The organism is Bradyrhizobium sp. dw_411 (genome assembly GCF_018449695.1).
Lineage (GTDB): Bacteria > Pseudomonadota > Alphaproteobacteria > Rhizobiales > Xanthobacteraceae > Bradyrhizobium.
The window spans coordinates 1-11,574 of record NZ_JAAVUY010000018.1; the positions used below are offsets into that span (position 1 = coordinate 1).

Annotated in this window: 11 protein-coding genes; 5 read left to right on the forward strand and 6 right to left on the reverse strand. The window is 61.5% G+C overall.

Features of this window, described 5'->3' with window-relative positions; genetic code table 11:
- Positions 1–97: 97 nt before the first annotated feature.
- Genes HB676_RS26315 through HB676_RS26335 form a run of 5 tightly spaced genes read right to left on the reverse strand, consistent with a single transcriptional unit; the run spans position 98 to position 4,733 of the window.
- Positions 98–1,375, reverse strand: coding sequence for an ABC transporter substrate-binding protein (locus HB676_RS26315; protein WP_213741392.1), 1,278 nt, complete (start codon positions 1,373–1,375; stop codon positions 98–100).
- 11 nt (positions 1,376–1,386) lie between these two features.
- Entirely contained in the window at positions 1,387–2,097 is a 711-nt protein-coding gene (locus HB676_RS26320; protein WP_213741393.1) for an ABC transporter ATP-binding protein, read from the reverse strand.
- Positions 2,090–2,869, reverse strand: coding sequence for an ABC transporter ATP-binding protein (locus HB676_RS26325; RefSeq protein WP_213741394.1), 780 nt, complete (start codon positions 2,867–2,869; stop codon positions 2,090–2,092). The genes HB676_RS26320 and HB676_RS26325 overlap by 8 nt, the downstream gene beginning before the upstream one ends.
- Complete coding sequence (locus tag HB676_RS26330) at positions 2,866–3,876, reverse strand: branched-chain amino acid ABC transporter permease (protein ID WP_346347427.1); 1,011 nt, start codon at positions 3,874–3,876, stop codon at positions 2,866–2,868. Before HB676_RS26330 ends, HB676_RS26325 begins: the two co-directional genes overlap by 4 nt.
- A complete protein-coding gene (locus HB676_RS26335) occupies positions 3,873–4,733 on the reverse strand; it encodes a branched-chain amino acid ABC transporter permease (protein ID WP_213741395.1) in 861 nt (286 codons plus the stop codon). Before HB676_RS26335 ends, HB676_RS26330 begins: the two co-directional genes overlap by 4 nt.
- 357 nt (positions 4,734–5,090) lie before the next feature.
- Between HB676_RS26335 and HB676_RS26340 the strand changes: the two genes are divergently transcribed.
- Positions 5,091–6,023, forward strand: coding sequence for an N-carbamoyl-D-amino-acid hydrolase (locus HB676_RS26340; protein WP_213741396.1), 933 nt, complete (start codon positions 5,091–5,093; stop codon positions 6,021–6,023).
- Positions 6,024–6,093: 70 nt separating this feature from the next.
- Positions 6,094–6,774, forward strand: coding sequence for a flavin reductase family protein (locus HB676_RS26345; RefSeq protein ID WP_213741397.1), 681 nt, complete (start codon positions 6,094–6,096; stop codon positions 6,772–6,774).
- On the opposite strand, the gene HB676_RS26350 is transcribed toward HB676_RS26345, so the two are convergent.
- The gene (locus HB676_RS26350) at positions 6,771–7,433 is read right to left on the reverse strand and encodes an aspartate/glutamate racemase family protein (RefSeq protein ID WP_213741398.1); all 663 of its coding nucleotides are present in this window, start codon (positions 7,431–7,433) and stop codon (positions 6,771–6,773) included. The two genes, HB676_RS26345 and HB676_RS26350, sit on opposite strands and share 4 nt — an antisense overlap.
- Positions 7,434–7,593: 160 nt before the next feature.
- Between HB676_RS26350 and hydA the strand changes: the two genes are divergently transcribed.
- The 3 genes from hydA to HB676_RS26365 are packed head-to-tail and all read left to right on the forward strand — an operon-like array spanning position 7,594 to position 11,490.
- Positions 7,594–9,063 carry a dihydropyrimidinase gene (gene hydA / locus HB676_RS26355; RefSeq protein ID WP_213741399.1) on the forward strand — a complete coding sequence of 490 codons (1,470 nt, stop codon included), beginning with the start codon at positions 7,594–7,596 and terminating at the stop codon, positions 9,061–9,063.
- Positions 9,064–9,085: 22 nt separating this feature from the next.
- The gene (locus HB676_RS26360; RefSeq protein WP_213741400.1) at positions 9,086–10,069 is read left to right on the forward strand and encodes an NAD(P)-dependent oxidoreductase; all 984 of its coding nucleotides are present in this window, start codon (positions 9,086–9,088) and stop codon (positions 10,067–10,069) included.
- A complete protein-coding gene (locus HB676_RS26365) occupies positions 10,066–11,490 on the forward strand; it encodes an NAD(P)/FAD-dependent oxidoreductase (protein WP_213741401.1) in 1,425 nt (474 codons plus the stop codon). The genes HB676_RS26360 and HB676_RS26365 overlap by 4 nt, the downstream gene beginning before the upstream one ends.
- Positions 11,491–11,574: the final 84 nt, after the last annotated feature.

Here is an 11,574-nt window from a genome sequence, read left to right on the forward strand (position 1 = left end):
ACAAGGGGAGAGGGGGCGCACCTTCGTTGCCGTTGAAGATCGATTCATCCTCATCAAGCTCTGGACAAAAGCGGTGTGAAGCGCCGACCGACTGCCGCTACGCCGGCAGCTTCGACAGATCGACGCGCACCGGCATGTTCTTGAGCAGCTCTTCCTTGGGCAATTTCTTCTCTGCCACCAGCTTGCCGTCCTTCACGCGGCTGATGTAGCAGTCGATGATCCCGACGTGATCTTCCTTGCGGATGATCTTGTCGCCTTGCGGATGCCCGATCGAGTTCTTCATCTCCATGCCTTCGAGGGCCTGGATCACGCCTTCGACGTCCTTGCGGGTCTTGTAGCCTGAAAGCTCGATCGCCTGCTTCAGCGCGAAGATATCTTCCCAGGCCTGCCAGGCATGGCTCTTGTCCATCACGGCGGTACCGCCGATCTCGCGCGCATTGACGTCGTCGATCTTCAACTGCTTGTTGAATTCCTTGTGGAACTCATCGTCCTTGCCGGCGAGCATGCGCGGGAAATTTTCAAAGAAGTAGATTCCTTCCGCCGCGCCCTGGATGTCGTCAGGTGCGATCGCTTCGATGCTGGCCGAGGACGACATCATTCGCATGTTCCGGTCCATCCCCATGCTTTTCGCCTGGGTATAGAACGCGATTGAAAGCGCGCCGATGAAGGCAGGCAGAACGACATCGGTGCCGGCCGGTACCTGCGACAGATACGGCACAAAATCCTTGGTATCGAGCGGCACGGCAATGCTGGCCAGTACCTTGCCGCCGGCCTTTTCGATGAAGGTTTTGGATTCCTGGTTGGTGCTCTGGCCGAAGGCGTAATCGGCGTAAACGATCGACCAGTTCTTGCCGAGATTCTCGACGCCCCAGGGCATGCTGGCCGCCGCGATCGAATAGGTATCTGTTCCGGTCCGGAACGAATAGCGCGAGCCTTTCGAGCCGGTGACTTCGGTAGCCTCGCCGAGAGAGAAGTAGATCGTCTTCAATTCCGTGGCGATCGGCAACGCCGACAGCATCACGCCCGAATGCACCGAGCCGACCACGAATTCCGCATTCGCGCGCTGGATCAGGTTGCGCAGCTTGCGCGCACCGCTGGCGGGATTGGATTCGGTGTCTTCCGTGGACAGTTCAACCTTGCGACCGGCGATGCCGCCGCCCTGGTTGATGATCTCGACGGCGGCCTTGGCGACCTTGTCATGCCACACGCCCCAGGACGAGATGATGCCGGTGAGGTCGCAATGATGGCCGATTACCAAGGGGCCGGAAGCCTGCGCAAATGCATCCTTCATGATGGTGAGGTTGGCGGTGCCGGCGGCGGCGCCTCCGGCCAATGCGCATTCCAGAAAGCTTCGGCGGGATAATTTCTTTGCCATGATGTCTCTCCTTATGCGGCGGGTTTTCGGGACAGGCCGAGGTAACGGTGCACGATCTCGGTATTGGTCTTCAATTCGCCGGATGTTCCGGAATAGACGACGACGCCTTTTTCCATCAGGAACACCCGTGGGCAGAGTTTCAAGGCGGTCTCGACATTCTGTTCGACCAGCAGGATTGACACGCCGCTCTGGTTGATGCGGTGAATCTCGCGGCGGATCTGCGATACCAGCAGCGGCATGATGCCTTCGGTCGGCTCGTCCAGAATAATGAGTTTGGGCCGCATCATCAGGCAGCGCGCGATCGCCAGCATCTGTTGTTCGCCGCCGGACAACGTATTGCCGGACTGTTTCAGGCGTTCTTTGAGCCGTGGAAAGCAATCGAAGACGTAATCTTCCCGTTCGGTGTCGCGCTTGCCCTGGGTTCCGATGTTGAGATTTTCCAGCACCGACAGGTTCGGAAAAATGCCGCGTCCTTGCGGGACATAACCGATGCCGAGGCGCGGTATCTTGTGCGGTGCCACGCTCGACAGATCCGTTCCGTCGAATGAAATTTTACCGCCGCTGCGGGCCGCGAGGCCCATGATCGCGCGCAATGTCGTGGTCTTGCCGACGCCGTTGCGTCCCAGCAGCGCGGCGGATTCGCCGGGCTTGATGTCAAAGGTCACGCCCTGCAGGATGTGCAGCTTGCCGATGTGAACGTGGACATCCCTGAGTTCAAGCATGGGCGGCCTCGTCGACATAGTCCTCGTCTTCGGGGCGGCCCAGATAAGCCTCGCGCACCTGTTCGTTGTCGGCGATTTCCTTCGGGCTGCCGCTGACAAGCAGCGCGCCCTGCGCCAGCACGGTGATATCGTCGGCGATGCCGAACACGACTTCCATGTCGTGCTCGATGATGATGATGCCGATAGTGCGCGCCAACTCGAGGATTTTCGCGACCGCGCGTTCGGTCTCCGCCGGGCTCATGCCGCAGATCGGCTCGTCCAGCAGCAGCAATTGCGGTTCGGAAATCACGGCCATGCCGATCTCGAGCATCGCGACGTCGCCGTAAGACAGCGTGCCCGCGGTCTGGCCGGCGAGTCGGGTCATGTCCATCTGCTCCAGCACTTCGTCGACGCGCTCGCGGGTCTGCCGATCGCGCGACGCGGGTCGTAACGGATGCAAGAAGCGCTGCGCGGATTGCCGGGTGATCGAGAGATTTTCCGCGACCGTGAGCTGGTTGAACACGCTCTTGATCTGCATGGTGCGCTTGACGCCGAGGCGGCTGATCTGGTGCGGCTTTAGTCCTGAAATGTCGTGGTTGCGGAACTGCACCTTGCCGCTGTCGCTTTTCAGCAATCCCGTGATCAGGTTGAACAGCGTGGTCTTCCCAGCGCCGTTCGGGCCGATCACGGCGTGCAGTTTGCCTTCGGGAAAATCGAGGCTGAGATTGTCGACCGCGGTCAACCCGCCGAAGCGTTTCGTCAGCCCCTCGATTTTAAGCATCGATCCGGTCATGGCTCGGTCCGAAGCTCCGGCGCCGCGGGTATCTCGGCGCTGTCTGCGGGCGTATCGACCCAGTCGCGCCACAAGCCGACAATGCCTTTGGGCGCGAGGATCACCACCAGAATCGCCATCACGCCGACGATCAGCGAATGGTGCTCCCAATGCGTCGAGACGACTTCGCGGATGACGATAAAGAGACTGGCGCCGACCACAGGTCCGAACAACGTGCCGGCGCCGCCGACAATGGCCCAGACCACCGCTTCGCCCGAAAACGTATAGAACATGTAGGACGCCGAGGCGTAGCGGCCGAAGAACGCGAACAGTGCACCCGCGACACCTGCCAGAAAGCCCGCCATCACAAAGGCGATCAGTCTGATCACATAGACGTTCAATCCGATCAGCGATGCCCGGACATCGTTTTCCCGGACCGCGAGAAAGGCTTTTCCGAGCGGGCTGTTGACCACCAGATGCATCAGCAGGAAGCAGATCGCGACTGCCGCCAGAATGAAGAAGTACTGGAAGTTGGCGTCGGCGAAACTGTATTGCACTGTTCCGAATGAGAATGTCGGCGGCAGCGCGAAGTTGATGCCGTCATCGCCGCCGGTGACTGATTTGGCGCTGACCGCGATGAAATAGAAGATCAGCGAGAACACGACGGTGATGATCGCGAAATAGTGCCAGGTCAGGCGCACTGCCAGGATGCCGGAGACAAAGGCCATCGCCATTGCGGCGACGATCCCGAGCCCAAAGGCCGGCCAGAACGACAGGCCGAAATGATCGATCCCGATGCCGACGCCATACATCCCGAAGCCAAAAAACAATGCCTGCCCGAACGACAGCAGGCCGACATAGCCGAACAGAAGATTGGCACTGGCTGCAAACAGCGACCAGATCAGGATTTCGGCAATGACGCTGACCCAAAATGGGTTGAGCAGGAGCGGGACGCTCCAGGGAACGGTCAGCAAAAAGACGACAAAGACGGCGAGGAGACCGCGCTCGGCCAGCGCCCGGCCGCTCACTTCGCAAATCCCTTGAACAGGCCTTGCGGGCGCAACAACAATACCGCGCTCATCAGAAGGAGGGACGTGATGCGGGCGAGGGTCGGATTGGCAAAGCTCTGGACGATGCCTTCCAAGAGCGCCAGCAACACCGCCGCGGCGGCGGTCCCCGGCAGGTTGCCGAGGCCGCCGACGATCACCGCGATGAAACACACCGGCAGCAGATCGACGCCGCCCCGGAAATCAACCGTCGTGATCGGCGCGGCGACCACGCCGCCGAATCCGGCGAGCGCGAAGCCGACCGCAAAGGTCATGATGTAGACGAGGCGGGCCGGCACGCCCATCGCGGTCGCGGTGTCGCGGTCATGGCGCACCGCGCGCATCCAGGTGCCGAGCTTGGTGTAGTTCAGGAACAGAAAAAACGCCGCAAGTGCTGCGATAGAAAAGCCTGCGGCGTAGAGCCGGTAGATGTCGTATTGAATGCCGAACAGCGACATGGTGCCCTGGATCGGCGGCAGGATGCGGCGCGGCGTGGCGCCGAAGGTCATGCGCACGACTTCCTGCAGGATCAGCGACAGTCCGAAGGTCGCGACGATCGACAAGGCAGGGTTGCCGCGGATCGGCTGGATCACCAGCCGCTGCATGATCGCGCCGAGCACAAAACAGATCAGCGGCACCAGCAGGAAGCCGGCCCAGTAATTGCCGGTCACCTGCAGCGAGAACCACGCCAGCACGGTGCCGACCATGAAGAAGTCGCCATGCGCGATATTGATGATGTCGAGAAGGCCGAAGATGACGGAAAGGCCGAGGGCGATCAGGGCAATGATCAGCCCCCAGATCAGGCCGTTGAGCGACAGCAGTAATAACGTGTCGATCATGGCGCCGTGCCGGGTTGGCCGGCAAAAACAGCACCCATCCGCTGCCGGAGAATTCCCCAGCCAAAAATGCGGCGACGATATCCCACCAAGAGCCCCTCTTCGCGACGTCCGCCAGGTTCCATCAGCTTAACTGAAGCCAAAGCTGCATCAAGCGACCATTTGTTCGCAGTCGCCGCAATCGGCTTTTTCACACCACCGTGTGTAAGAATCCCGAACCGAATTGACTTCGGACCAAGTGGAATTTCTAATGCTCAAATCGATGCCGGAATGGACGCGCGATGCTTTCGAATTGCTCCATTTTTGGTCAGCGCAGCACGAAATGCAAGCAACTATAAAAAGCGAAAAGAAAGTTCATCCATGCGTGTTATCAATGTCGCCGCCGCTCAAATGGGTCCGATCCAGCGTGCGGACAGCCGGCAAACCGTCATCCCGCGCATGCTCGCCTTGATGGACGAAGCCAAAGCGAAGGGCGCCGATCTGATCGTCTATCCGGAATTGGCGCTGACCACGTTTTTTCCGCGCTGGTACATGGAGGATCAGACCGAGGTCGACGCCTGGTTCGAGCACGACATGCCGAACGATGCGACGATGCCGCTGTTCGCGCACGCCGCCGAGTATCAGATGGCGATGAGTTTCGGCTATGCCGAACGCACGCCGGATGGCCATCACTTCAACACCTGCATCCTCACCGACAAGACGGGGAAGATCGTCGGAAAATATCGCAAGACGCATCTGCCGGGCCATTCGGAATTCGACACCGCGCGCGCGTTCCAGCATCTCGAGAAACGCTATTTCGAGCCCGGCGATACCGGCTTCAAGGTGTGGCGCACGCAGGGCGGCATCTTCGGCATGGCGATCTGCAACGACCGGCGCTGGCCGGAGACCTACCGCGTGATGGGCCTGCAGGGCGTCGAGATGGTGCTGCTCGGCTACAACACGCCCTCGGTCAATTCGCAAAAGAGCGATGAAGGCCCGGAGAAGCGGCTGTTTCACAATCGCCTGTCGGTGCAGTCGGGCGCCTATCAGAATTCGACCTGGGTCGTGGCGGTCGCCAAAGCCGGTTTCGAGGATGGCTTTCCGCTGATCGGCGGCAGCTTGATCGTCGATCCCAATGGCGAGATTGTCGCGGAGGCCTCGACGGAAGGCGATGAATTGCTGTTTCATGCCTGCGATCTCGACGCGACCACCTTCGGCAAGGAAACCATCTTCGACTTTGCCCGGCATCGCCGCATCGAGCATTATGGCCTGATCACCAGCCGTGTCGGAGCGATCGCGCCGCCGGAAGATTGAGCGCGCGCATTCTCTTCCGCATGCGCTCTCTTGCGCCCTCCACAGCAATTCAAAACAGGTACCAATACCGATGTCCGGAATCCTGCTTCAAGATATCAGTCCGCATGAGCGCTACAAGCTGCTGTGCGGCGTGGTGGTGCCGCGCCCGATCGCGCTGGTGACGACGCTCGACACCAATGGCGCGGTCAACGCCGCGCCGTTCAGTTTCTTCAATGTGTTTTCCGAAGACCCGCCGCTGATCGTGCTGGGGCTGCAGCACAAGGCCGACCACACGCCAAAGGACACGACGCGCAACATCCACCGTGACGGCGAGTTCGTCGTGCATATGGTGGATGAGGCGCTGGCGGCGGCGATGAACGATTGCGCGGTCGATTTCCCCTCCGGTGAAAGCGAAGTCGCCGCGATCGGGCTGGCGACTTCGCCGTCGGTGGATGTCAAAGTGCCACGTCTGAGCGCCGCACCTTTCGCGATGGAGTGCCGGCGCAACGTGTCGCTGGCCTTTGCGCCCGGGCGTGAGTTGCTGGTTGGCGAAGTCCTCCGCATCCATGCGCGGCCGGGCCTGGTCGATACGGCCAACATGTATGTCGATTTCGACGCCTACCGGCCGATCGGCCGCCTGTTCGGCAATCTCTATTCCTATCAGCGCGAGCCGTTCACGATGGTGCGCGAGAGCCATTCGCAATGGAGCGGGCGCAAAGGCGACGTGCAACGCGCCGACAACAGTGGCGGTAAAGCGCCCGGTGATACCTAGTGCCGCGCAAACTGCACCGCGCCCAGCGCCATCGCCGCGGCAGCCTGCGTCGGATCGATCACGGGAATGCCGAGCGCGTCTTCCAGCGGCAAGCGCATCCGCGCCATGCCGGCGCAGCCCATCACGATGACGCCGGCGCCATCCTCGTCCTTCAACGCGCGCCCGACCTCGATCATCCTGGCGAGCGTGCCGCTGCCCGACGCGGTTTCGGCCACGCTCATGTTGAGCGGGCGTTCGCCCGCGAGCCGGTCCATCAGCCCCATTTGGCGCAGATAGCGGATATGGCGGCGGATCGAGCGCTGCGCGATCGCGATCACGCCAAAGGTTTCCGCGCGCGTCATCGCGGCCATCACGCCGCATTCGGCAATGCCGAACACGGGCCGGTCGGTTCCCTCGCGGCAGACATGCAGGCCGGGATCGCTGTAGCAGGCGATCACGAAGGCGGACGCGCTGTTGTCGCTTTCGATCAGCCGGCGCAGCGGCATCGCGACGCTGTCGACGTCAGCCTGGCTCTCGATCCCGTAAGGTCCCTCGGCCAAGGTTGCACAGACGATCTCGGGTCCATCGGCGAAATCGAGCGGCTTCAGCGCGTCTTCCAATCCCTTGGTCACCACCGTGTTGGAATTGGGGTTGATGACGAGGATGCGCGGGCGGGACATGTTCAGTTCCTTGTTCACTTCCTTGATCAGTTGCTTGCAACTATCATGATTTTCCCAGTTTCGAACGCGGGATTCGCGCCGTCCAGCGATTTCTCGCGATCTTCATCATCCGCCGCCGGCTTTCCCTGCCGGACAGCGGCCTAACGCGCCGGAGTATGCCATGACCGAACCCGCTTACGATATCGTGATCCGCGGCGGACGAGTCGCGACCACCAGCGATGTGTTCGAGGCCGATGTCGCGATATCGGGCGAAACCATCGCCGCTATCGGCCGCAGCCTCCCATCCGGTAAGCGCGAGATCGATGCGCGTGGCAAACTGGTGCTGCCCGGCGGCGTCGACAGCCACGCCCATATCGAACAGCTTTCGGCCGCGGGCATGATGAATGCCGACACCTTTGAAAGCGCCACGGCCTCGGCCGCGTTCGGCGGCACCACCACGGTGATTTCGTTTGCCGCCCAGCATGTCGGCATGGTGCTGCCGCAGGTGCTGGCGGATTATCATGCGCTCGCCAAAAAGGGCGCTGTGATCGACTACGCCTTTCACATGATCATCGCCGATCCGACCAAAGAGACGCTGCAGAACGATCTTCCGGCGCTGATCAAACAAGGCCACGGCTCGATCAAGATCTTCATGACCTATGATCGCCTGAAGATCGACGACGAACCCTTGCTCGATATTCTGGTCGCGGCGCGCGAATCCGGCGCGATGCTGTGCGCCCATGCCGAGAACCACGGCATCATCGCCTGGATGGTGAAGCGGCTGCTGGCGCGCGGCTATACCCATCCGAAGTTCCACGCCGTCAGCCATGCCCGATTTTCGGAAGCCGATGCCTTCAACCGCCTGATCGGGATGGCCGCGCTGGTCGATCAGCCGATCATGATCTTTCACGTCTCGACGGCAGAGGGCGCCAAAGTCATCCGCGATGCGCGGGGCGAGGGCCTCAAAGTCTTTGCCGAGACCTGTCCGCAATATCTGTTTCTCACCGCCGCCGATCTGGACAAGCCCGGCGTCGACGGCGCCAAGTGGATGTGCAGCCCGCCGCCGCGGACATCGGCCGACCAGGAAGCGCTGTGGCAGGCGCTGGCGCTCGGCGATCTCCAGACCATCTCGTCGGATCATGCGCCGTATCGCTTTGATGAGACCGGCAAGCTGCGCGCCGGCCCCAATCCTAATTTCAAAGTGATCGCCAACGGCCTGCCGGGACTGGAAGCGCGTCTGCCGCTGCTGTTCGACGCGATGGTTTCGAAAGGCCGCCTCGGCCTGGAAAAATTCGTCGAGTTGACCGCGACCGCGCCGGCCAAGCTCTACAATCTGCATCCGCGCAAGGGATCGATCGCCATCGGGGCCGATGCCGACATTGCGATCTGGGATCCCCAACGCGAAGTCACGCTGTCGGACGAGATGATGCACGACCTCACAGGCTATACGCCCTATGCCGGCCGCAAGCTGCGTGGCTGGCCGGTGACGGTGCTGTCGCGCGGCCGCGTGATCGTGGCCGATGGCAAGCGGTCGGCCGAGCCGGGTTCGGGGCAATTCCTCGCGCGCTCCGGCGGTGAGGCTGCAAAACCGACCGGCCACCTCGTGGCGGATATGGATCCGGCGCGGAACTTTGGCGCGACCTTGTTGTGAGGACGACAGGGGGATTGCGCGCTTGAAAGTCCTGATCTTCGGTGGCGCAGGTTTTGTCGGGCTGAATATCGCCGCCGCGTTGCTCGCGCGTGGACACAAGGTGACAGCGTTCGACCGCTCAGAGTTGCCGCGCGCTGCGCAGCAGGATTTTGCGTGCTATGGCGATGCGCTGGCGGCCGTGCAGGGCGATGTCAGGGATAAGTCAGAGATCGAGCGCGTGATCGCCGGCGGTTACGACACGATTATTCTGGGCGCCGCGATCACCGCGGGCTCGGCGCGTGATGCCGCCGACCCCTTGTCGATCCTGCAGGTCAATCTTCTGGCGCAGGTTCCCATTCTGGAAGCCGCGCGGCGCAGCGGGGTAACGCGGATCATCAATCTGTCGTCGGGTTCGGCTTATGGCGCGGCGGCTTCCCGGCATTCTTTGCTCGATGAAGAAACGCCATGCGATCCGGTCTCGCTTTATTCCATCACCAAATATGCGTCCGAGAGAGTCGCCGCACGCCTCTCTGCGTTGTGGCAATTCGATATCATCAGCGTGCGGCTAAGCGGTGTGTTCGGGCCATGGGAACGCGCGACAGGCGTGCGCGATACGCCGAGCGCGCAGGCGCAGATTGTCGCGGCGCTGCGGCAGCAAGGTCAGGCGATTTTGTCTCGTCCCGGAATCAAGGACTGGATTTACGCGCCTGATGTCGCCGATGCCGTGACGGTGCTGATCGAAGCCGCCAGACCGAAGCATCGCCTCTACAATATCTCGACCGGGCGGGAGTGGTCTGCGTTGCAATGGGGACAGGAGTTGGCAGCCCTGCATCCGGGCTTCGTCTGCCGGCTGGCCGCATCGGGCGAAACGCCGACGGTCGATCTGCACAGCGACATTGATCGCGCGCCGTTGTCGATCGCGCGGATGGAGCAGGAGTTCGGCTGGCGCGCCCGCTTCGGCTGCGCGGATTCGGCTGTGGATCTCAGCGCGTGGTGGACGCGCCACGGGGGGGAATCTGAGATATGAGCAGCGCACTCGCCGCTCTCGAGGCTCAGGTCCGCGACGATCTCGCCAAAACCTCGCATCCGAATGCGCCCTGGCTCGAGCCGGTGTCGGGACCGGATGGCAAGCCAGCGTTGGATGTTCTCATTATAGGCGCCGGCCAATCGGGAATCACCACCGCCTTTGGCCTGATGCGTTCGCAGGTCACCAACATTCTGGTTCTGGACAAAGAGGAAGAGGGCCGTGAAGGCCCGTGGCTGTCTTATGCCCGCATGCATACGCTGCGCAGCCCGAAACACTTCACCGGGCCCGATCTCGATATTCCCAGTCTCACCTATCAGTCGTGGCACGAAGCGCGTTTTGGCAAAGAGCATTGGCAGAATCTGACGCTGATCCCGCGCGTTCTCTGGGTTGAATATCTGCTCTGGTTCCGGCGCACGGTCGGCGTGAACGTGCGCAATGGTTGCGAGCTGCTTGAGATTGCACCTGCCGGAAATGGCATGTTGGCTGCGATTGTGGAATCCGGCGGCGCCGCTGAAACGCTTTATGCGCGCAAGATAGTTCTCGCGACCGGGCAGGAGGCGATGGGCAACTGGACCATCCCCGAGCCGTTGCGCCATTTGCCGGATACGTTGGTGGCGCGGACTTCAGACCCGATCGATTTCGAAGCGATGCGCGGCAAGAACGTCGCCGTGATCGGCGCCGGTGCCACCGCCTTCGACAATGCGGCGACCGCGCTTGAGGCCGGCGCGGCCGAAGTGCATTTGCTGTGCCGGCGTGCGGAGATCCAGTTGGTCCAGCCCTATATCTGGCTGACCTTTAGCGGCTTCCTGCGTCACTTCAGCGATCTTGATGATATCAAGCGCTGGCGCTTCATGAGCGCGATTATGGATTTGCGGGAAGGCTTTCCGCAGGCGACCTGGGATCGCTGCGCGCGGTTTGCCAATTTCCATCTGCATGAGGGCTCGCCGGTCGAGGCGGCCAAGGAAATCGGCGGCGCGGTTGAGTTGCAGACGCCGCGCGGGAATATTTTGACGGATTTCGTCATCTGCGGTACCGGCACCCATATCGATTTCACCGAGCGTCGCGAATTGAAGAATTTTGCCGACAATATCGCGACCTGGGCGGACCGCTATCAGCCGCCGGCCGACGAACAGAGCCCGCGCCTTGGCCGCTATCCTTATCTGGCCGACGATTACGCGCTCATGGAACGCACCCCCGGACAAACGCCTTGGATTTCCAGTATTCATCTGTTCGCATTTGCTTCCACCATGAGCTTTGGTCCGTCCGGCTCGTCGATCAATGCCATGACGACCGCGATTCCCAAGCTGGTGCATGGCCTGACCCGCGCTCTCTTCCGCGCCGATCTCGACCGTCACTGGGCATCGTTCAAGGCCTATGACGTGCCGCAGGCTGTGATTCCCAGGCCGAAAGCGCCGGAATAACGCGGCGGATGCGCGGGTGTTTGGGATATCGCTTGGCGCATTATTTGCTTAAACTTTGGTCACGGGTTCAGGTTTTGTACGGGG

Bases quoted from the DNA above. Each gene is read 5' to 3' on its own strand.
- HB676_RS26315 (WP_213741392.1), bottom strand. From the start codon at position 1,375: ATGGCAAAGAAATTATCCCGCCGAAGCTTTCTGGAATGCGCATTGGCC.
- HB676_RS26320 (WP_213741393.1), bottom strand. From the start codon at position 2,097: ATGCTTGAACTCAGGGATGTCCACGTTCACATCGGCAAGCTGCACATC.
- HB676_RS26325 (WP_213741394.1), bottom strand. From the start codon at position 2,869: ATGACCGGATCGATGCTTAAAATCGAGGGGCTGACGAAACGCTTCGGC.
- HB676_RS26335 (WP_213741395.1), bottom strand. From the start codon at position 4,733: ATGATCGACACGTTATTACTGCTGTCGCTCAACGGCCTGATCTGGGGG.
- HB676_RS26340 (WP_213741396.1), top strand. From the start codon at position 5,091: ATGCGTGTTATCAATGTCGCCGCCGCTCAAATGGGTCCGATCCAGCGT.
- HB676_RS26345 (WP_213741397.1), top strand. From the start codon at position 6,094: ATGTCCGGAATCCTGCTTCAAGATATCAGTCCGCATGAGCGCTACAAG.
- HB676_RS26350 (WP_213741398.1), bottom strand. From the start codon at position 7,433: ATGTCCCGCCCGCGCATCCTCGTCATCAACCCCAATTCCAACACGGTG.
- hydA (WP_213741399.1), top strand. From the start codon at position 7,594: ATGACCGAACCCGCTTACGATATCGTGATCCGCGGCGGACGAGTCGCG.
- HB676_RS26365 (WP_213741401.1), top strand. From the start codon at position 10,066: ATGAGCAGCGCACTCGCCGCTCTCGAGGCTCAGGTCCGCGACGATCTC.